At 71.6% G+C, this 19483-nt stretch carries 21 protein-coding genes and 1 pseudogene; 5 read left to right on the top strand and 17 right to left on the bottom strand.

Translation table 11 applies throughout. From position 1 onward, the window contains the following. The first annotated feature begins 154 nt into the window (after window positions 1–154). Window positions 155–643: a transcriptional regulator BldD gene (gene bldD, locus L1857_RS23595; protein ID WP_020422358.1), complete on the top strand. Its 489-nt coding sequence runs from the start codon at window positions 155–157 to the stop codon at window positions 641–643. Between the two features lie 170 nt (window positions 644–813). Here the strand turns inward: bldD and nusB are convergent, their stop codons facing one another. The 3 genes from nusB to L1857_RS23610 are packed head-to-tail and all read right to left on the bottom strand — an operon-like array spanning window position 814 to window position 2962. Further along, window positions 814–1269 carry a transcription antitermination factor NusB gene (gene nusB / locus L1857_RS23600; RefSeq protein ID WP_116110753.1) on the bottom strand — a complete coding sequence of 152 codons (456 nt, stop codon included), beginning with the start codon at window positions 1267–1269 and terminating at the stop codon, window positions 814–816. A 1-nt stretch (window position 1270) separates the two neighbouring features. Then, the gene (gene efp / locus L1857_RS23605; RefSeq protein ID WP_094008121.1) at window positions 1271–1828 is read right to left on the bottom strand and encodes an elongation factor P; all 558 of its coding nucleotides are present in this window, start codon (window positions 1826–1828) and stop codon (window positions 1271–1273) included. Between the two features lie 36 nt (window positions 1829–1864). Beyond that, window positions 1865–2962 (bottom strand): M24 family metallopeptidase, encoded by a 1098-nt coding sequence (locus L1857_RS23610; protein ID WP_094008122.1) that lies wholly within the window; start codon window positions 2960–2962, stop codon window positions 1865–1867. Between the two features lie 69 nt (window positions 2963–3031). Here L1857_RS23610 and L1857_RS23615 point away from each other — a divergent pair, with 69 nt between their 5' ends. After that, the gene (locus L1857_RS23615) at window positions 3032–3451 is read left to right on the top strand and encodes a hypothetical protein (RefSeq protein WP_249466348.1); all 420 of its coding nucleotides are present in this window, start codon (window positions 3032–3034) and stop codon (window positions 3449–3451) included. 10 nt (window positions 3452–3461) lie between these two features. Here L1857_RS23615 and L1857_RS23620 read toward each other — a convergent pair whose 3' ends face one another. The 12 genes and pseudogenes from L1857_RS23620 to L1857_RS23675 form a co-directional block, all read right to left on the bottom strand. Beyond that, window positions 3462–4943 carry a glycoside hydrolase family protein gene (locus tag L1857_RS23620; protein ID WP_233157472.1) on the bottom strand — a complete coding sequence of 494 codons (1482 nt, stop codon included), beginning with the start codon at window positions 4941–4943 and terminating at the stop codon, window positions 3462–3464. 71 nt (window positions 4944–5014) lie between these two features. Further along, the gene (locus L1857_RS23625) at window positions 5015–5932 is read right to left on the bottom strand and encodes a GNAT family N-acetyltransferase (RefSeq protein WP_116110750.1); all 918 of its coding nucleotides are present in this window, start codon (window positions 5930–5932) and stop codon (window positions 5015–5017) included. Further along, complete coding sequence (aroQ, locus tag L1857_RS23630; protein ID WP_116110749.1) at window positions 5929–6360, bottom strand: type II 3-dehydroquinate dehydratase; 432 nt, start codon at window positions 6358–6360, stop codon at window positions 5929–5931. Before aroQ ends, L1857_RS23625 begins: the two co-directional genes overlap by 4 nt. A 270-nt stretch (window positions 6361–6630) precedes the next feature. Next, entirely contained in the window at window positions 6631–7740 is a 1110-nt protein-coding gene (gene aroB, locus L1857_RS23635) for a 3-dehydroquinate synthase (RefSeq protein ID WP_094008126.1), read from the bottom strand. Further along, window positions 7737–8240 carry a shikimate kinase gene (locus tag L1857_RS23640; RefSeq protein ID WP_094008127.1) on the bottom strand — a complete coding sequence of 168 codons (504 nt, stop codon included), beginning with the start codon at window positions 8238–8240 and terminating at the stop codon, window positions 7737–7739. Before L1857_RS23640 ends, aroB begins: the two co-directional genes overlap by 4 nt. Further along, window positions 8237–9448: a chorismate synthase gene (gene aroC, locus L1857_RS23645; RefSeq protein WP_198958354.1), complete on the bottom strand. Its 1212-nt coding sequence runs from the start codon at window positions 9446–9448 to the stop codon at window positions 8237–8239. Before aroC ends, L1857_RS23640 begins: the two co-directional genes overlap by 4 nt. Window positions 9449–9798: 350 nt before the next feature. Then, window positions 9799–10269, bottom strand: a complete 471-nt coding sequence (locus tag L1857_RS23650; protein ID WP_094008129.1) for a prepilin peptidase — start codon at window positions 10267–10269, stop codon at window positions 9799–9801. A gap of 1354 nt (window positions 10270–11623) precedes the next feature. Then, window positions 11624–12906 (bottom strand): annotated as a pseudogene (locus tag L1857_RS23655) (IS256 family transposase). 173 nt (window positions 12907–13079) lie between these two features. Then, window positions 13080–14363, bottom strand: coding sequence for an ISL3 family transposase (locus tag L1857_RS23660; protein ID WP_116115555.1), 1284 nt, complete (start codon window positions 14361–14363; stop codon window positions 13080–13082). Between the two features lie 175 nt (window positions 14364–14538). After that, window positions 14539–15168: an anti-sigma factor family protein gene (locus L1857_RS23665; RefSeq protein ID WP_094008038.1), complete on the bottom strand. Its 630-nt coding sequence runs from the start codon at window positions 15166–15168 to the stop codon at window positions 14539–14541. Further along, window positions 15165–15650, bottom strand: a complete 486-nt coding sequence (locus tag L1857_RS23670; protein WP_233157463.1) for a sigma-70 family RNA polymerase sigma factor — start codon at window positions 15648–15650, stop codon at window positions 15165–15167. Before L1857_RS23670 ends, L1857_RS23665 begins: the two co-directional genes overlap by 4 nt. 23 nt (window positions 15651–15673) lie before the next feature. Next, window positions 15674–16063, bottom strand: a complete 390-nt coding sequence (locus L1857_RS23675; RefSeq protein ID WP_094008036.1) for a hypothetical protein — start codon at window positions 16061–16063, stop codon at window positions 15674–15676. A 114-nt stretch (window positions 16064–16177) separates the two neighbouring features. Here L1857_RS23675 and L1857_RS23680 point away from each other — a divergent pair, with 114 nt between their 5' ends. Next, entirely contained in the window at window positions 16178–16627 is a 450-nt protein-coding gene (locus L1857_RS23680) for a Rieske (2Fe-2S) protein (protein WP_249466351.1), read from the top strand. Here the strand turns inward: L1857_RS23680 and L1857_RS23685 are convergent. Together L1857_RS23685 and L1857_RS23690 are read right to left on the bottom strand one after the other, a co-directional pair. Beyond that, a complete protein-coding gene (locus L1857_RS23685; RefSeq protein ID WP_094008034.1) occupies window positions 16624–17076 on the bottom strand; it encodes a PTS sugar transporter subunit IIA in 453 nt (150 codons plus the stop codon). The genes L1857_RS23680 and L1857_RS23685 overlap by 4 nt on opposite strands. Beyond that, a complete protein-coding gene (locus L1857_RS23690; protein ID WP_255407950.1) occupies window positions 17073–17381 on the bottom strand; it encodes a PTS sugar transporter subunit IIB in 309 nt (102 codons plus the stop codon). The genes L1857_RS23685 and L1857_RS23690 overlap by 4 nt, the downstream gene beginning before the upstream one ends. 91 nt (window positions 17382–17472) lie before the next feature. On the opposite strand from L1857_RS23690, the gene L1857_RS23695 reads away from it, so the two are divergent. Next, complete coding sequence (locus L1857_RS23695; protein ID WP_094008032.1) at window positions 17473–18240, top strand: GntR family transcriptional regulator; 768 nt, start codon at window positions 17473–17475, stop codon at window positions 18238–18240. A 41-nt stretch (window positions 18241–18281) separates the two neighbouring features. After that, window positions 18282–19472 (top strand): PTS transporter subunit EIIC, encoded by a 1191-nt coding sequence (locus tag L1857_RS23700; protein ID WP_094008031.1) that lies wholly within the window; start codon window positions 18282–18284, stop codon window positions 19470–19472. Window positions 19473–19483 lie beyond the last annotated feature (11 nt).

Genomic DNA, 19483 nt, shown 5'->3' on the forward strand with positions numbered 1-19483 from the left:
AACAGGCGGCACCGTTGCCCCGTCCGGGTGGTCCCGGGGGCATCATGTTCTTGACCTGGTGACGACAATGCGTAACCATTACTCTGAGTGTTCAACTCGGCAGTCCCCCGGCGGCCCACGAGACCGACTGGGCGAGGAAACGGAGAACCACCAGATGGGCGATTACGCCAAGGCGCTCGGGGCGAAGCTCCGCGGGATCCGCCAGCAGCAGGGGCTGTCCCTGCACGGGGTCGAGCAGAAGTCCGGCGGCCGGTGGAAGGCTGTCGTGGTCGGTTCCTACGAGCGCGGCGACCGGGCGGTGACCGTGCAGAAGCTGGCCGAGCTGGCCGACTTCTACGGCGTGCCGGTGGTCGAGCTGCTGCCCGAGGGCCGGGTGCCGTCCGGGGCCGAGCCCGCCACCAAGATCGTCATCAACCTGGAGCGGCTGCAGCAGCTGCCGGCCGAGAAGGTCGGCCCGCTGGCCCGCTACGCCGCGACGATCCAGAGCCAGCGCGGCGACTACAACGGCAAGGTGCTGTCCATCCGCACCGAGGACCTGCGGTCGCTGGCCATCATCTACGACATGACCCCCGGCGAGCTGACCGAACAGCTCATCGACTGGGGCGTCCTGCCGCCCGAGGCCCGTCCGGCGAAGGAGGACTAGACGCCGGATGCCCGGCCGCTTGCGTGGCGGCGCGGGGTGGCGGACCTGACGACAGACCCGCGGCGGTGCGAGCTGACTGCCCTCCCGCCGCGAGGGAAAATCGCCTGACCAGCGGAAAAGCCCGGCGCGATCTCCGCGCGCCGGGCCTTTCTGCTGTCTTCTGCCGGGTGCTACAGGACGGCGCGGATGCGGTCGGCGATCGTGCCGATCCGGCCCAGCACGCCGTTGACGAACCGCGGCGAGTCGTCCGTGGACAGCTCGCGGGCCAGGCCCACCGCCTCGTCGATCGCCACCGGGTCCGGCACGTCCGCGGCCCACAGCAGCTCGTAGATGCCCACCCGCAGCACGGCCAGGTCGACCGGCGGCATGCGCTCCAGGCTCCAGCCGTGCGCGTGCTCGGCGAGCAGCTCGTCGATGCGCTCGCGGTGGGCGGTGACACCCTCGACGAGCGAGATCGTGTAGTCGCCGACCGGGTCGGCGTCGGTGGAACCCACCCGGTCCGCGAGCAGCGTCACCGGATCGAGTGAACGCTGGGCGGCCTCGTACAGGATCTCGACGGCGCGCCTGCGGAGAGCGCGGCGGCCGGGCTGACCGTCGCGCCGGGGCGCCGAGGTGGAGTCGGACAACCTACGCCCTGCCCAGGTAACGGCCGTCGCGGGTGTCGACCTTGACCTTGGCGCCGGTGCTCAGGAACAGCGGCACCTGGATCTCGGCGCCGGTCTCCAGGGTGGCCGGCTTGGTGCCGCCGGTGGAGCGGTCACCCTGCAGGCCGGGGTCGGTGTGCTGGATGACCAGCTCGACGGAGGTGGGCAGCTCGACGTAGAGCGGCACGCCCTCGTGCATCGCGACCTGGACCTCGGTGTTCTCCAGCAGGTAGTTCGCGCCGTCGCCGACGGTCTCCCGCGGCACGGTGATCTGGTCGAAGGTCTCGCCGTCCATGAAGACGAAGTCCGACCCGTCGTTGTACAGGTAGGTCATGTTGCGCCGGTCGACGGTCGCGGTGTCGACCTTGGTGCCCGCGTTGAAGGTCTTGTCCACCACCTTGCCGGACAGGACGTGCTTGAGCGTGGTGCGCACGAACGCGCCGCCCTTGCCCGGTTTGACGTGCTGGAAGCTCACGACGGACCACAGCTGTCCGTCGAGGTTCAGCACCAGGCCGTTCTTCAGGTCGTTGGTGGTGGCCACGGGTTGTCCAGTTCTCCTGTTTCCGATCGGGCCGCGTCAGACGACCACGAGTTCCTTGCTGCTCAGGGTGAGGAGTTCGGGATCGGCGTCCCGCACGACCAGCGTGTCCTCGATGCGCACGCCACCGCGGCCGGCGAGGTAGACGCCCGGCTCCACGGTGACCGTCATGCCGACGGCCAGTGTACCGGCGGCGTTTCCCGCGAGCCTCGGTGCCTCGTGCACCTCCAGCCCGACGCCGTGACCGAGCCCGTGGGAGAACTCCTCGCCGTGCCCGCCCTGCTCGATGACGCGGCGCGCGGCCAGGTCGACGTCGGCGACCTCCTGCCCGGCCAGCGACGCCTCCAGCCCGGTCTCCTGGGCGCGGCGGACCAGCTCGTAGAGGTCTTCCTGCCAGCCGGCGGGGCGGCCGAGCACGACCGTGCGGGTCATGTCCGAGTGGTAGCCGTCGACGGTGGCGCCGAAATCCAGTTTGACGAAGTCGCCGGTGCGCAGCGCGCGGCTGGTGGGCCGGTGGTGCGGGATGGCCGAGTTCGGCCCGGCGGCGACGATCGACTCGAACGAGGGCCCGGACGAGCCGTGGTCGAGCATGCGGTTCTCCAGGTCGCGGGCCACCTCCAGCTCGGTGCGGCCGGGCCGGATGCCGCCGTGCTCCAGCAGCGCGGCCAGCGCCCGGTCGGCGGCGGCGCAGGCCATCCGCAGCGCCTCGATCTCGGTCTCGTCCTTGATCAGCCGCAGCTGCTCGACCAGGCCCGGGGCGCGGGTCAGCTCGATGCCCTCGGCGAGGCGGGTGAACGCGTCGTGCGCCTCGACGCTGACGTGCTGGCTTTCGAAGCCGGTGCGCCGGTGGGCGGCGGCGTCTCCGGCGGCGCGCGTGAGCAGGGCCGCGGCGCTCTCCCGCTCGATGACCCGCTCCAGGTCGGGCACCTCGGCTCCGGCCTGGGTGGTGTAGCGGCCGTCGGTGCAGAACAGCGTGCGGTCCTCGCCCGCGCCGTGGACCAGCAGCGCGGCGTTGGAGCCGGTGAAGCCGGTCAGGTAGCGGACGTTGAGCAGGTCGGTGACGAGCAACGCGTCGACGCCGGACTCGTTGAGCACCGTGCGCAGGGCGTCGCGCCGGGAGGCGTGGAGGTCGGGCACAGGAGCAGCTTAGTGCGGTGCGACGATGGGTGGATGGGTATGCGGTCCTGGCTGGTTCGAGGTCTGGGCATGGCGGTGCTGCACGCGATCGCCGAAGTCGCCCTCGCCAAGGCGACGGTCTACGAGCCGACGGGCCTGACGACGGCCCGGATCGCCGTGATCGCGCTGCTGGTGGGCGCGGCGGCGTTGTGGAGCGCGCTGGACGCGTGGCTGCGCCGCGCGGACGCCGGGCGCACGTGGTTCATCGCGTCGCTGGTGGCCGGGCCGGTGTCCGGGGTGCTGTACGTGATCGGCCGCGCGGTGCTCGTGGACCGGACCGGCGCGGAGGAGCTGTGGCCGGCGATCTCCGGTGGCGCCGCGTTCACCGCGCTGCTGGTGCTGGTGCCCGCCGGGCTGGGGTTGTTCGTCGGCGGGCGGCTCAAGCGCCCGGCCGAGCCGGAGAAGCGGCCGCGTCCCACCCCGCGCCCCCGCGCCGCCGCGAAGGACTGACGCCGCGGGCTCAGCCGAGCGCCGGGCCGGCCGGGTAGCTGCGCCACTGCGCGGGTGTCACGTCCTCGGTCGCGGAGCCGTTCGCGGTGACCGCGTCCGCGCGCCGCACCGGGTACAGGCGGCCGTCGTCGAGCAGGAAACCGACGCCGAGGCCGGTCGCCTTCAGCGCCCGCGTGCCGGATTCGAGCCGGGCCGCGACCGGGAACTGGTTGAGCACGTCGAGCCGGGTGTCGAGCACGTGTCCGGCCAGTTCCTGCGCCACCGAGCGGCGGTCGATCCGCACCACCTGGCCGGAGACGACCAGGTCCATGGTCCGCACCGGCGAGGGCATCGCGAAGCCGTCCAGCACGGTCAGCGCCCGCTGGGGGTCGGCGCAGGCGTTGACGCCGACGATGTCCAGCCCGAAGCGCCGCAGGTCGGTCGGCGCGCCGGCCTCGCCGGTCACCGTGGCGCGGACGACGTCCACCGGCACCCGCCCGCACGGGTCCTTCGCCGACACGGGCGCGTGCCCGTCCGGCCGCCGCACCAGGCCCGGCCCCTCCCGCCACACGCCGGGGATCAGCAGCGGCTGGTACGGGGTGTGCACGAAGTCGCGATCCCAGAACGTGATCGTCGTGCCGTCGGCGGTCTCGTGCGCGATCGCCCACGCGCCGAGCGCGTCGATCCACATCAGGTCCGCGCTGAACGCGTCGACCAGCGATTTGGTGCGTGGCGCGGTGGTGCTCGCCACCGGCGCGAACCCGGCCTCCCCCAGCGCTTCGACGCCGCCGGCGAACGCGGGGTCCGTCGAGCGCAGCACGAACTGGCCGGCGCCGTTCCAGCCCGCGGCCAGGCCGGTGGTGTCGGTGAACATCAGGTAGAACCAGCCGTCGAGGTACACCGCGGCCGGCTGGCCCGCGCCGTAGAGGTTCTCGCGGTGGGTGTCGTGGGCCGGGTCGACGATCGGCCTGCCGCCGCCCGCGCGCTGCCAGGTGATCCCGTCGGTGCTGGTCGCGAGGCCGATCGAGTTGCCGAGCGCGTGGTCGCCCGCGGCGCCGGTGTAGTACTGGTAGTAGGTCCCGTTCACGCGGATCACCGACGGGTCGCACGCGTGCACGCCGTCGAACTGGCCGGGGTTGCCGGACAGCACCGCGGGCGGCACCGAGCCGCCGGGGCCGGTGAACGGCCCGTCCAGGGAGGCCGACTCCGCGTAGAGGATGTCGTCGCCGGGCGGCGGCGAGCCGGGGTACTGGCTGCACCACCACATGCGGTTCGTGGCGCCGTCGGCCATCACCGTCGGGCCGTAGTTGTAGGGCGCGCCGGGGCCACCGGCGGCGACGACACCGGCGCTCTCGCGCGGCGAGTCGGTCTTGAGCCGGACGTCGTCGGGCGGGGCCGGGGTGGTTTCCGGCTGGGCGCCGCCGATGACGGCGCGCTCGGCGCCCTCGGCCTGGGGCGGCACGCTGCCGGTGCACCCGGCCAGCGCGGAGACGGCCAGCACCGCGGCCAGCATCCCGCCGAGCACCTTGCGTCCGCCCACCCGTCGTCCTTCCGTTTTCGCCGCCAGCCCAGTGTAGAGAGTGATTAACCCGGTTGAGTGACGTGCGGGGGGTCGGCGACCAGTTCGACCTCGAAGCCGTCGGCGTTCTCCAGATACGCGGCGTGATGATCAGGGCCGCCGGCGTGCGGGTAGCGGTCGGCGAACAGCGGCCGCCAGCCGTGTTCGAGCGCGGCCGCGGCGAGTTCGTCGACGTGTTCGGGTGGTCCGGCGTGCAGCGCCAGGTGGTTGAGGCCCGGCGCACAGCGGTCGTGGACGGTGCCGGTCAGTGCCGGGGACTGCTCGATCACGAGGTAGCCGGGGCCGAGTTTCCAGCTGACGCCGTCCCGCCAGCGCTGATGCTCCCGCCAGCCGAGTTCGGTGAGCAGCCAGCCGAAGCTCTCCTCCGCCCGCGCGAGGTCGGGCACCCACACCTCGACGTGGTGCCAGTGTCCCTGGGTGGCGGGAAGCGCGACGAACACCCGGTGCGGCGCGCCGTAGTGCTGGCCGCCGCCGACGTCGGTGAACCCCAGGCGCCGCACCAGGTTTTGACTGGCCACATTGGACTCGTGCACGAGCGCCCACACCGCGGGCAGACCGAGGGTGGTGAAGGCGTGGCGCAGCAGCGCGTCGGCCGCTTCGGTGGCCAGGCCCTGGCCGCCGTGGGCGGGGTCCAGGAAGTACCCGATCTCGACCAGGTCGCCGGGCAGCTCGGTGGACGGCCGCAGGTGCGCCAGGCCGATGACCGCGCCGTCGCGTTCGATGATCCAGTGGCCGGTGCCGTCCGGCCCGGTGTAGGCGAGCCGCTGTGCGATCGAGGCCCGGCACCGGTCCGGGTCGCTGAGGTCGGCGGCGAGGAAGCGGCTGGTCGCCGGGTCGGCGAAGATCCGGGTGACGGCGCCGGTGTCGGTGGCTTGGAGTCCGCGCAGGCGCAGCCGGGCGGTGCGCAGGTCCGGGACGGTCATCCGGCGTTGGCGGCGAGCCAGCGCAGGGCCAGCGGATAGCCGTCGACGCCGAGCCCGGCGATCACCGCGGTGGCGATGTCGGAGAGCACGCTGTGGTGGCGGAAGGCCTCGCGCTTGTGCACGTTGGAGATGTGGAGCTCGATCAGCGGAGCGGTGAGCTGAGCGGCGGCGTCCCGCACGGCGATCGAGTAGTGGGTCCAGGCGCCCGCGTTGAGCACGACGGGGTGTCCGGCGTCGGCGGCCTCGTGCAGCCAGCCGACCATCTCGCCCTCGTGATCGGTCTGCCGCACCTCGACGTCGATGCCCAGCTCACCGCCGGTCTTGACGCACAGCTCCGCGAGGTCGGCATGGGTGGTCGAGCCGTAGACGGAGGGCTCCCGCTTCCCGAGGCGGCCGAGATTGGGCCCGTTGAGCACGAAGACCTTCACCGCAGCACGCTCCCCCGCTCGGCCCGCCGCGCCCCGGCCACCGCCGAGCAGCCCGCAGCCGCAATTGTCACGCCGCCCTGGCACACCAAGCCTTTCACAGCAACACGCTCCCACGCTCGGCGCGCCGCGCCCCGGCTACCGCTGTGCAGCCCGCAGCCGCAATCGCCACACGGCCCCGGCACACCACGCTCCCACCCTCGGCCTGCCGCGGCCCGGCCACCGCCGAGCAGTCCGCAGCATCCGCCGCGCCGCCCCGGTACACCAAGACCTTCACAGCAACACTCCCCCACCCTCGGCCTGCCGCGGCCCGGCCACCGCCGAGTACGCCGCGGCCAGCAGGGCCGGGTCCGGTCCCTCCAGGCGCCCGGGCTTGGCCAGCCCGTCCAGCACCACGAACCGGAGCACGCCGGAGCGGGTCTTCTTGTCCTTGCGCATGGACTCCAGCAGCTGCGGCAGCGCGTCCGGGTCGTACTTGGTGGGCAGGCCTAGCCGCTCCAGGATGGCGGCGTGCCGCTCGGCGGTGGCGTCGTCGAGGCGTCCCGCGAGGCGGGCCAGCTCGGCGGCGAACACCAGGCCCACGCTGACCGCCGCGCCGTGGCGCCACCGGTAGCGCTCGCGGCGCTCGATGGCGTGGCCGAGGGTGTGGCCGTAGTTGAGGATCTCGCGCAGGTCGGACTCGCGCAGGTCGGCGGCCACGACGTCGGCCTTGACCTGGATCGAGCGGCGCACCAGCTCGCCGAGGACCTCCCCGGCCGGGTCGGTGGCGGCCTCCGGGTCGGCCTCGATGAGTTCGAGGATGCGCGGGTCGGCGATGAACCCGGCCTTGACGACCTCGGCCATGCCGGCGATCAGTTCGTTGCGCGGCAGGGTTTCCAGGGTCGCGAGGTCGACCAGGACGGCGCTGGGCTCGTGGAAGACGCCGACGAGGTTCTTGCCCGCGTCGGTGTTGATGCCGGTCTTGCCGCCGACCGCGGCGTCGACCATGCCGAGCAGCGTGCTGGGCACGTTGACCAGCCGGACACCGCGCATCCAGGTGCCGGCGACGAACCCGGCGAGGTCGGTGACCGCTCCCCCGCCGAGGCCGATGACGACGCCCTGGCGGTCCAGGCCGATGCGCCCGAGGACCTCCCAGCAGAAGCCGGCGACGGAGAGCGCCTTGCCGTCCTCGGCGTCGGGGATCTCGACGCGGTGGGCGTCCAGGCCGGCGGCGTTGAGTTCGTCGCGGACGGCTTCGGCGGTGGTGGTGAGCGTGGGCTGGTGGATGATCGCCACGCTGGAGGCGTCCTTGACGGCCTCGGCCAGCTCGCCGAGCAGCCCGCGGCCGACGACGACCGGGTACGGCCGGGCGGTGCGGACCTCGATCCGGACCGGGTCGGTCACTGCGTTCCCTCCAGGGCTAGTTCGCGGGCGATGGCGTCGACGATCTCGGCCGGGGTGCGGTCGTCGGTGGCGACCTCGATGGTGGCGACCGCGCGGTAGACCGGCAGCCGCGCTTCGAGCAGCGAGCGGTAGGTGGCGCGCGGGTTGACCCCGGCCAGCAGCGGGCGCGCGGTGGACAGGCCGACGCGCTGCACGCCCGCGGCGAAGCCGACGTTGAGGAAGACGACGGGGTGGCCGACCAGGCGCTTCTGGGTGCCTTCGGCGAGGACCGCGCCGCCGCCGACGGAGAGCACCCCGTCGTGTTCGGCGAGCGCCTCGGCGATGACTTCTTCTTCGAGCGCGCGGAAGGCCGGTTCACCGTCGTCGGCGAAGATGTCCGCGATCGGACGGCCGGCGCGGGCGACGATGTCGTCGTCGCTGTCGCGGAACGGCACGCCCAGGCGCTGCGCGAGCAGCGGTCCGACCGTGCTCTTGCCCGACCCGGGCGGGCCGGCGATCACGATGCAGGGAGGTTGGCCCACCGTTCCTCCAGTGCCGCGAGGTAGGACTCGGCGTTGCGCTTGGTCTCCGCCAGCGAGTCGCCGCCGAACTTCTCCAGTGCCGCGTCGGCGAGCACGAGCGCCACGACGGACTCCAGGACGACCCCGGCGCGCGGCACCGCGCACACGTCGGAGCGCTGGTGGATCGCGACGGCCGGCTCGCCGGTCTTCACGTCCACTGTGGACAGCGCCCGTGGGACGGTGGAGATCGGCTTCATCGCGACGCGCACCCGGACCGGCTCGCCGTTGGTGATGCCGCCCTCGAGGCCGCCGGCCCGGTTGGAGCGGCGGGTGACCCCGGCCGGGCCGTCACCGCGGTCGATCTCGTCGTGGGCCTGGCTGCCCCACCGGCGGGCGGTGGTGAAGCCGTCGCCGACCTCGACGCCCTTCATGGCCTGGACGCCCATCAGGGCGCCCGCGAGGCGCGCGTCGAGGCGGCGGTCCCAGTGGACGTGGGAGCCGAGCCCCGGCGGCAGCCCGTAGGCGATGACCTCGATGACGCCGCCGACCGTGTCACCGGCGTGGCGGACGGCGTCCACCTCGGCGACCATCGCGTCGGTGGCCTCCTGGCCGAACGCGCGGACCGGGCTCTCGTCGACGGCAGCGAGGTCCTGCGGCCCCGGCAGCGGGCCCTCGGGAGCGACGGCGCCGCCGATCGACACGACGTGGCTCACGATCTCCGCGCCGAGCAGCTGGCGGAGGAAGTTCCGGGCCACGGTGCCCAGGGCCGTGCGGGAGGCGGTCTCGCGGGCGCTGGCGCGCTCCAGGACGGGGCGCGCCTCGTCGAAGCCGTACTTCTGCATGCCGGGCAGGTCGGCGTGGCCGGGGCGCGGGCGGGTGAGCGGCTCGTTGCGGGCCAGGCCCTCGAGTTCGGCCGGGTCCACGGGGTCGGCCGACATGACCTTCTCCCACTTGGGCCACTCGGCGTTCTCGATGTGCACCGCGACCGGTCCGCCCTGGGTGACGCCGTGCCGGACGCCGCCGAGGAACTCGATGTGGTCGGTCTCGAAGCCCATGCGGGGGCTGCGGCCGAACCCGAGCCGCCGGCGGGCGAGCTGCTCGCTCACGTCGGCGGTGGTGACCTCGACCCCGGCCACCATCCCTTCGAGCACGGCCGCGAGGGCCGGACCGTGCGATTCACCAGCGGTTATCCAGCGCAGTACCACCAGACGATCCTGTCATGTCGGCTACGGCCCGGTGCAGGCGGCTCCGGCGCAGGCGGCTCCGTGCAGAAAGCTCAGTGCAGGAAGCCCGGTGCAGGCTGCTGGGGCGGGTGGGCGCACGGTGGACCTCTCGCGCGGGGGCCGGCTCGACGGTGGCGCGCGTCGTAGCAGCCTGTCCGGACCTCAGCCGTCACGGTCCCGGCGGCCACCGCCGCACTGGACGCCCGCCCGCGGCTACCGCACCCCCAACTGCGAGAGCACCCACCCCTGCCCCGGCGGTCACCTGCGTCGCACGGTCGCGGCGCCCTCGGTTGCACGATGGCCCGTCTCCCGCTGCCGCGCTCGCGGGGCTGCCGTCACCCGGGACGGATCAGCACCAATGTGATGGCCGCCGCCAGTAGCCCCGGGCCGTGCGGCACCCCGTCCGGCCAGCGGCGCGTCGCGGCCAGGACGGCCGTGATCAGCGCGGCCAGCACGACGGCCACCGGCAACGCGAGCCACCCCGCCGAGCCGAGTGCCGCGCCGAGGGCGCCCGCCAGCTTGACGTCGCCGGCGCCCATCGCGTGCGGTGCCAGCAGGTGGACCGCCAGGTGCGCGCCCCCGAAGACCGCGGCCGCCGCGAGCGCCTTCGCCGGATCCGGTGCGACGCCGACGAAGAGCGGGTACGCGGGCAACGTGAGCACATCCGGCAGCCGCCGGTGGCGCAGGTCCGCCGCGATCAACGGCACGGCGAGCGCGGCCAGCACGAAGGCCGTCCAGGCGGGCGCCACGGTGGCGAGCCCCGCCCAGGCAGCTCCGGTGCCGAGCACCACCACGGCGGCCGGCACCGGGGCGTCGGCTCTCCGGAGGAGGCTGGCCGTCCCGGCACCCACTGTTGCTCCGGCGGCGCCGAGCGCCGCCACGATTCCCCAGTTCACGAATCCAGCCTGCGCGGTCGGCCGCGTAACGCCAAATGCGGGCGCGTACGAGATTCCCACTCGCACGGCGCCCTTCGCGCGAATGGTCATTTCGTCGCCGCACGAGAGTTCCAGTCGCGACCGCACGAGAATCCCAGTCATCGCACTGGCGTGATGGGTGGCCGCGTAGCGGGCTCACGAAAGTCCCACTCGCGTGGAATGTGCCGCGGGTTGTGCCACTCACCGCCACGCGAGGTGACCAGCCATCGGCGCGCGAGATGCCCAGTCGTGCCAGGGCGACTCGCGTGCGGAGTCGCAACGTAAGGAGGAACTGCGCTACGCGGCGCAGTGCGGGCTATCCCTCGCAGTACGGGTCACCACGTGCAGTGCGGGCCACCCCAGCAGTACCGGGTACCCATGCAATGCGGGCTACCGCGTGCAGTGCGGACCACCCGCGCAGTGCGGACCACCCGGCGCAATGCGGGCTACTTCACGCAGTACCGGCCACCCGTGCAATGCGGACCACCCGCGCAGTGCGGACCACCCGGCGCAATGCGGGCTACTTCACGCAGTACCGGCCACCCGTGCAATGCGGACCACCCGCGCAGTGCGGACCACCCGGCGCAATGCGGGCTACTTCACGCAGTACCGGCCACCCGTGCAATGCGGACCACCCGCGCAGTGCGGACCACCCGGCGCAATGCGGGCTACTTCACGCAGTACCGGCCACCCCGTGCAATGCGGACCACCCGCGCAGTGCGGACCACCCGGCGCAATGCGGGCTACTTCACGCAGTACCGGCCACCCCGTGCAATGCGGGCCACCCCGCGCAGTGCGGACCACCCGGCGCAATGCGGGCTACTTCACGCAGTACCGGCCACCCCGTGCAATGCGGGCCACCCCGCGCAGTGCGGGCTACGTGGTGCGGGCTTCCCCGTGTGGTGCGGCAGGAGCACCACGGCGTGCCGCAACAGAGATACGAGGCCACGAGGAACGCGCAATGAGGAAACGGTGGCGGCGCAAGGGGCGCGATTCGATGAGAAGACGGCCTCACACGAGGTGCGGCAGCGCGAGAGACAACCTCGCATGAAGCACGGAGCACGGAGCACGGCGCCACAAAGCTCAACGAGGGACGACACTGCAAGGCTCAAACGACGTGCGACACCACGAGGAACGGGAAGGTGCCACGACAAGAGCCGCGGCAACGCGACACCGGAAGACGTGCATTCCGCCCCGTGGCAGCCCGAACGGGTCTATCCCGTGATCGGTGTTTCTGGCGGTTCGGTTAGTAGGTTTCGGCGGCCGGCCAGCGGTCACCGAAGGTGATGGCGAAGGCGTTGAGTACGGGTTTCCAGCGCATCGTCCATCGGGCGCGGCCTGTGCCGGTGGGGTCCAGGCTGCGGGTCACAAGGTACAGGCACTTCAGGGCGGCCTGCTCGGTTGGGAAGTGGCCGCGGGCTCGCACCGCCCGCCGGTAGCGGGCATTGAGCGATTCGATCGCGTTGGTCGAGCAGATCATTTTTCGGATCTCGACGTCGTAATCGAGGAACGGCACGAACTCGGTCCAGGCGTTGCGCCACAGTCGGACCAGCGCCGGATACTGCGCAGACCATTTGTCGTCCAGTTCCTGCAACGCCACTTCCGCCGCTGTCGCGTTGGGGCCTCGTACATGGCTTTGAGGTCCCGTTTGAGCGCGTCGGTGTATTTCCGGGAGGTGAGCCGGAACGAATTGCGGATGAGGTGGATGATGCAGGTTTGCACGATCGCGGCCGGCCAGACTTGTTCCACCACCTCGGGCAAGCCTTTCAAACCGTCGCAGACGAGGAAGAACACGTCCTTCACGCCGCGGTTTTTCAGATCGACCAGGACGCTCATCCAGAACTTGGCGCCCTCGCCGCCGCTGCCCGCCCACAGGCCGAGCACGTCCTTACGGCCGTCCACGGTGACACCGATGGCGGCGTAGAAAGGCCGGTTGGCCACCTGGCTGTCGCGGACCTTGACCACGATCGCGTCGATGAACACCGCGGCGTAGACGACGTCGAGCGGACGGCTGGCCCAGTCCTGCATCTCCGCCACGACCTTGTCGGTGATGCGGGAGATCGTTTCCTTGCTCACCGACGCGCCGTAGATCTCGGCGAAATGCGCCGAGATTTCACCGGTGGTCATCCCCTTCGCATACAGGGACAGCACGATCTCGTCCACATCGGTGAGCCGACGTTGCCGCTTCTTCACAATCTGCGGCTCGAACGTGGATTCCCGATCCCGCGGAACCTCGATCTCCACCTCGCCGGCCGCGTCCGAGAGCACCGTCTTCTTCCGGGTCCCGTTACGCACATTCGCCGAATCACGCCCCGGCTCGGCACGATGCTTCTCATGTCCGAGGTGCTCGGTCATCTCCTCATTCAGCGCGGTTTCCAACACGTTCTTGGTGAACAGCTTCAACAGCCCGTTCGGGCCGGTCAGCTCCAGCCCCCGCTGCCGGGCCTCGGCCACCATCGCCACCGCAGCGGCCTGCTCCGGTGACAACCGCTTCTCACTCTTACGTGGAGTCACAGCCCCAGATGTCATCACTCACAGTGCCCATCCCGCCGGACCTCAGCCCGGCGTGTCGGGCCAGAAACACCGATCTTGAAACAGTCCCGCCCGAACCGCGTCGCCGGGAAAGGGGTGCAACCATCGTCCGCGTCGCTGGGAAAGGGGCCCAGCCACCGTCCGAGTCGCCAAAAAAAGGCTCTGTTGATCTATGTGTGGGTGCGGTCAGGTAGTTCGGGGCGGTAGCCGCCGAGCGCGAGGAGTGCGAGGGAGATCAGGGCGTCGGCGTGTTTGAACCCGAAGGCCAGGCGGGTCAGTAGCCGGATCTTGGTGTTGGTCGATTCGATCAGCGCGTTGGACAGACCGTGATCCAAGCTCGCGTGGATCGCCGGCAGCTCGGACCGGATAGTGCGGGCGAGCTTGACGAACTCGGGTATCCGGCAGCGCACTGCCCAGGACAGCCACCGTTGCAGCGCTTCTTTTCCGGCCTGCCCGCCCACGGCGAAGACGTGTCGAAGGCCTTCTTTGAGCAGGTAGGCGCGGTAAAGCCGGGGGTTGGTCTTGGCGATCCAGGTCAATTTGTGACGCTGATGATCGGTGAGGTTGTCCGGGTTCTTCCACAACGCCCATCGTGCGCGTTTCATGCCTTGAGCCGGACCGGCTGAGGCGGTGCGGCCACGCCGGTCTTTGTGGCTTCCGCCAGGCTGGCGGCGTGCGGTATTCCATACCTGGCGCCGAACCTGGTCTAGAGCATCGGTGGCCCATTTGACCACGTGGAACGGATCAGCGCAGCGGATCGCGTCCGGGCAGTACTGTTCGACGGTCCGCGCGATCCACGCGGCCGCGTCCGCCGAGACATGCGTGATCTGCGCGCATCGATCGGCTCCGAGCAACTCGAAGAACACGGCCAACGTCGGTTTGTCGTTGCCCGCCGCCGCCCATACCAGCCGGCCGGTGTCGTGATCGACAACAATGGTGAGATATCGATGGTTCTTCTTATAGCTGATCTCATCGACCCCGATTCTGCGCAGCCCGGCCAGGCGATCCACCCTCGCGTCGATATCGGCCCGGACCCGGGTGATGATCGAGCCGACCGTCGGCCAGGCGATCCGCATCAGCTGCGCGACCGTGGACCTCGACGTCGCGGTCGCCAGCCAGGCGACGGTGTCGTCGAACGCGCGGGTATGCCCAGCACCGTGCCGCGCCCAGGGCACCGCACTGACCACGACCCCGTGCTGGCGACACCGCACCCGGGATGCGTCCGCCTCGACGAACGCCTGAATAGTTCCCAGGTCCAGTGCACGCCATCGCCGCCGGCCCCGGCCGGCGTCATACCGCGGGCATCGCCGCGAGCACACCCCGCACCGGTCACGATCCCGGCTCCGGACCCGCACCGCGGCCACCAGCACCTGCGCGGCCCCATCGAACTCGACCGACTCCACGACCGCCGGATTCACACCCAGCAACCGACCCCATATCCTGGCAGCGGGCACGTCGTTCTCCGTCTATCCGGTTTCTGTTCCTCGACAGCTCAGAAACCTAGACCCAGCAACGACGTGCCCCTCCGCTACCTGGGCAGACCCACCCACACATCAGTACAAAGAGCCAAAAAAAAAGGGGGCCCAACCACCGCCCGCCGCGCCCGGCAAAGGGGGCACAACCAAACCCTCACGGCTGCCACCGCAGCAGCGGCACCCCGCTCGTCGTGCGGATTTCCAGCGCCTTGATCTCCTCGGGCGGCAGGTCGGTGCCCACCGAGATCCGCGCGTCCCGGTCCGGGGCGGCGTTCCAGGTCGCCAGCTCGAACTCCGAGCCGTCCGCCCGCACGGCCACCAGCAGGTACCCCGCGCCCTGGTAGGCGCCCCGGTAGCTGCACGACATGTCCACCCGGCTACCGCCCGACACCTCGGCCACCGCGGCCGTCGCCTGGACCGGGTAGGCGCCCAGGGGCGTCATCGCTGTCCCACCACCGGCATCCGGCTGCGGTGCGAAGATCGCCACCAGCACCGCCGCCGCAGCGGCCACCGCCACCCCGAACGTCGTCAGCACTCGCCGGCGCCGGGCGCGCCGCACCCCGCGCAGCAGCGCCGGCAGCACCCGGTCCGGCGGCGGCTCCGCCTCGACCATGTCCGGCGTCACCTGCGACAACAGCCCGGGCAGGCCGGCCAGCTCGGCCACCGCGCGGGAACACGCCGCACACCCTCGCAGGTGCGCCTCGTAGGCGGCGCGGTCCTCCGGTGAGAGGGCGCCCAGCACATACGCCGCGTCGTAGGGCACGAACTCGTCGGGCTCGGTCACCGGGTCACCCCCTTCTCCTCCAGCGCGAGCTTCAGCGCCCGCAGCGCGTAGTGCGTCCGGGACTTGACCGTCCCGGCGGAAATCCCGAGCCGCGCGGCCGCGTCGGCGACCGAGAAACCCTGGAAGTAACACAGCAGCAGCACCTCGCGGTGCGCCGCGGACAACTCCTTCAACGCCTCCACCACCAGCCAGCCCTGCAGCGCCCGGTCGGTGTCGTCCGGCGTGGCCAGCTCGGGCGGCGAAGCGGTGGTCACCTCCGACCGGTGGGCGGCCGACCGCCAGTCGTCGATCGCGATGCGGCGCGCCACCGTGAACAGCCACGCCCGCGCCGACCCCCGCGTCTGGTCCAGCACCCGGGGATGCTTCCACGCCCGCAGCAGCGTCTCCTGCACGACGTCCTCGGCGCGGGCCCGGTCCCCGCCGGTCAGGCGCAGCGCGTAGGACCAGAGGGCGGCCGCGTGGTCGTCGTGCAGCGCCCGCATCAACTGGTCTTCCGCGCCGCCGGTCACGCCGGCACGCTCTGCTTCCGCCGCACCCGCTGCGCGAACAGCAACGCCACGCCGAACACGACGCACCCGGCCTCGGTGACCACGCCCCAGGTCTCGGCGGACGTGGCGAACTGCTCCCGCACGCCGAACAGCCCGCCGGGCGTCAGCGAGATCAGGTACGCGCCCAGCGTCACGGCGCCGAACCCGATCGCGGCCAGCACCGGCAGCCAGTGGTGCCAGAACAGCACGGCCAGCGCGATGACCACCCCGGCGACGACGTTAACCAGGAACAACGGCCCGATCACGTCGATCGAGTCGAAGCCCTCGTTGGCCCACAGGTCCCAGTGCACCCACGCGGATCCGAGCAGCCCGAGGACCACCAGGATCCGCAACAGCCACGCGACCATGACCCGACCTCCTCCACCGGCGATCCTTGCACCGTTCACCACGGGGCGGAACGCGATCGGGTTCAATCCGCCGCCGGATTGAACCCGCCGGGGCCCTCGGTCGTGTCACCGGGCATGACTGCTCACTCACCCACCCGCCGTACCGTCCTGACGACCGGGGTCGCCGTGGCCGGCGCCGCCGCGGGCACCGTGGTCCTGGCCGCCTGCGGTGGCGGCGACAGCGGCACGTCCGGAAGCAGCCAGAACACCGGCCCGGCCCCGGCCGCCCCGTCCGGCACCACCGTCGCGGCGCTGGGCGACGTCCCGGTCGGCCAGGCCAAGTCGGTCACGGTCGACGGCAAGCCGGCCATCCTCGCCCGCCCCACCGACACCACCGCGGCCTGCTTCAGCGCGGTGTGCCCGCACCAGGGCGCGACGGTGGCCCCCGAAGGCGACGCAATCAAGTGCCCGCTGCACGGCTCGGAGTTCGACACCCTGACCGGCGCGCTGGAGAAGGGCCCGGCGGAGACCGGCCTGACCCCGATCCCGGTCAAGGTCGAGGGGCAGAACGTGGTGACGGCTTAGTCCCAGGCGAAGAGCTGCTCGCCGGCGTCGACGGTGCCGCCGGTGAGCACCCCGGACAGCGCCGCGGCGTCCGCGTCGAGCGCCACCACCGGCACCACCGGTGAGTACCCCGCCGCGGCGACCGCGTCCGGGTCCCAGCTGATCAGCGGCTGCCCGGCGCGCACCGACTCGCCCTTCACGACGTGCAGCGTGAAGCCCTCGCCCTTCTGCTTGACCGTGTCGATGCCCAGGTGCACCAGCACCCCCTGACCACCCTCGGTCGCGACGACGAACGCGTGCGGGTGCAGCGTCACCACCGTCCCGTCGACCGGGCTGAGCGCGTCCTGCCGCCCGCCCGCGGGCAGCACCGCGACCCCGGGACCGACCATCGACTGCGCGAACACCGGGTCGGGCACCTCGGACATGGGCGTGACGCGGCCCGGCACCGGGCTCTGCACGGTCAGGCTCACATCAGGTCCTGGATGTCGCTGGCGATGGTGTCCGCCTCGGGGCCGACGACGACCTGCACCACCGAGCCCATCTTCATCACGCCGTGCGCGCCGGCCGCCTTGAGCGCGGCCTCGTCCACCAGCGAGCCGTCCTCGAGCTCGCACCGCAGCCGCGTGATGCAGCCTTCGATCTCGACGACGTTGTCCGCGCCGCCCAGTGCCGCGAGGATCTGTTCCGGCCTGTCGTCCGCCACGGCGGCCTCCTTCTCTGCTTGCCGAACACGAACCCGTAACGGTGGTTGACACCCGCCCGGGTAGCGGAGCATTCTGCCCCATCAAGAAATGGTCTAGACCGGAACGTACCAATTCCCGGCGTCCGGTGCGACCCCGGAAACCAACCCGAAACCTGGAGGTGGCATGGCGCAGACCGCGACCACCGCCGACCGCGTGGTGGACGGGCCGACGCCGAAACACGCGCAGCTGCGGGAGATCCTGCGGCGCAGCATCGAGCGCGAGCTGCCGCCGGGGTCGCCGATCCCGTCCGAGCGCGAGCTGGCCGAGCGCTACCAGGTGTCCCGGCTGACGGTCCGCTCCGCGATCGGCAAGCTCGTCGAGGAGGGCCTGCTCACCCGCGCCCGCGGCAAGGGCACCTTCACCGCCACGCGGCGCATGGAGCTGCAGCTCTACCTGATGTCGTTCACCGACGACATGCGCCGCCGCGGCCTCACCCCGGCCACCGAGCTGCTGCACTGCGGCCTGGAGAACCCACCGGTGGAGACCGCCGGCGCTCTCGGGCTGGGCCCGCGCGAACCGGCCTACCGGCTGGTGCGCCGCCGCCGCGCGGACGGCACCCCGCTGGCCGTCGAGCGCGGCTGGTACCACCCGGGCCGGGTGCCCGGGCTGCCGGATCTGGACCTGACCTCCTCGCTGTACGCGCAACTCGCGCAGCACTACGACCTCCGCTTGGACCACGCCCGCCAGACGGTGTGGTCGGAAGCGGCGGACCGGGAGACCGCGCGGCTGCTCGGCATCCGCACCGGCGACCCGCTCCTGGTCTTCCGCCGGGTCTCCAGCGCGTCCGGAGTCCCCGTGGAGGACATGACCTCGTGGTACCGGGGCGACCGGTACCAGGTGTCCATGCAACTCGATCGCACAGTCCCCGCCGAACACGGAGGTAACCCGTGAGCGCCACCGTCGCAGATGGAACCAAGGGCAAAGGCAGGGGGATGGCGGGGCTGCAGCGCTTCGGCCGCAGCCTCATGCTTCCCATCGCCACCCTGCCCGCCGCCGGCCTGCTGAGCCGGCTCGGGCAGGACGACCTGCTCGGCAAGGACGGCCTCGGCTGGGACAAGGTCGCCGCCGTGCTCGCCGCGGCCGGTGGTGGCCTGTTCGACTGGCTGCCGCTGCTGTTCGCGGTCGGCATCGCCGTCGGCTTCGCGCGCAAGGGGGACGGCTCGACCGGGGTCGCCGCCGTGGTCGGGTTCGTGGTGTTCAACAAGGTCGTGCAGGTGTTCGCGCCGGTCAGCGACCTGGAGGGCTTCAAGGAGGGCTGGTACCTGCAGCCGATCAAGTGGCCCTACAGCGTGCTCGGCGGCATCGTGGTCGGCCTGGTCACCGCGGTGCTGTGGCAGCGGTTCCACCGCGTGAAGCTGCCGCCCTACCTGGCGTTCTTCGGCGGCCGCCGGTTCGTGCCGATCGTCAACTCGCTGGTGCTGCTGCTGATCGGCGTCGTGTTCGGCCTGGTCTTCCCGGCCGTGGACAACGCGATGCAGTGGCTCGGTGACGCGGTGACCGGCAACGCCGTCGTGGGCGGCGGGATCTACGGCCTGCTCAACCGGCTGCTGCTGCCGATCGGCCTGCACCAGCTGATCAACGTGCCGGTGTGGTTCATCTTCGACGGCGGCGACATCACCAACTTCTTCAACGGCGACCCCAACGCCGGCGCCTTCACCACCGGCTTCTTCCCGATCTTCATGTTCGCGCTGCCCGCCGCCGCGCTGGCGATCTGGCAGACCGCGCGGCCGGGTCAGCGCAAGGTCGTCGGCGGCATCATGATCGCCGGTGCGTTCACCTCGTTCCTGACCGGCGTGACCGAGCCGATCGAGTTCGCGTTCATGTTCGTCGCGTGGCCGCTGTACCTGATCCACGCCGTGCTGACCGGCCTGTCTCTGGCGATCTGCAACGCGCTGGACATCCACCTCGGGTTCTCGTTCTCGGCCGGGTTCATCGACTTCGCGCTGAACTCCTCGGCGCCGGCGGCGAACCGGGCGTGGCTGCTGATCCCGATCGGCCTGGTCTACGCGGCCATCTACTACTTCCTGTTCCGGTGGGTGATCACGAAGTGGAACCTGCGCACGCCGGGCCGGGAGGACGACGCCGAACAGCCCGCCGCCGACGCCGGCACGCCCAGCAAGTGAGGAAAGGGACG

The sequence above is a fragment of the Amycolatopsis thermalba genome (genome assembly GCF_023376025.1).
In the GTDB taxonomy this organism is placed as follows: domain Bacteria; phylum Actinomycetota; class Actinomycetes; order Mycobacteriales; family Pseudonocardiaceae; genus Amycolatopsis_E; species Amycolatopsis_E thermalba.

Bases quoted from the DNA above. Each gene is read 5' to 3' on its own strand.
- bldD (WP_020422358.1), top strand. From the start codon at position 155: ATGGGCGATTACGCCAAGGCGCTCGGGGCGAAGCTCCGCGGGATCCGC.
- L1857_RS23615 (WP_249466348.1), top strand. From the start codon at position 3,032: ATGGCGGTGCTGCACGCGATCGCCGAAGTCGCCCTCGCCAAGGCGACG.
- L1857_RS23620 (WP_233157472.1), bottom strand. From the start codon at position 4,943: ATGCTGGCCGCGGTGCTGGCCGTCTCCGCGCTGGCCGGGTGCACCGGC.
- L1857_RS23625 (WP_116110750.1), bottom strand. From the start codon at position 5,932: ATGACCGTCCCGGACCTGCGCACCGCCCGGCTGCGCCTGCGCGGACTC.
- L1857_RS23670 (WP_233157463.1), bottom strand. From the start codon at position 15,650: ATGCGGGCGCTGCACGACGACCACGCGGCCGCCCTCTGGTCCTACGCG.
- L1857_RS23675 (WP_094008036.1), bottom strand. From the start codon at position 16,063: ATGGTCGCGTGGCTGTTGCGGATCCTGGTGGTCCTCGGGCTGCTCGGA.
- L1857_RS23680 (WP_249466351.1), top strand. From the start codon at position 16,178: ATGACTGCTCACTCACCCACCCGCCGTACCGTCCTGACGACCGGGGTC.
- L1857_RS23690 (WP_255407950.1), bottom strand. From the start codon at position 17,381: ATGCTCCGCTACCCGGGCGGGTGTCAACCACCGTTACGGGTTCGTGTT.
- L1857_RS23695 (WP_094008032.1), top strand. From the start codon at position 17,473: ATGGCGCAGACCGCGACCACCGCCGACCGCGTGGTGGACGGGCCGACG.
- L1857_RS23700 (WP_094008031.1), top strand. From the start codon at position 18,282: ATGGCGGGGCTGCAGCGCTTCGGCCGCAGCCTCATGCTTCCCATCGCC.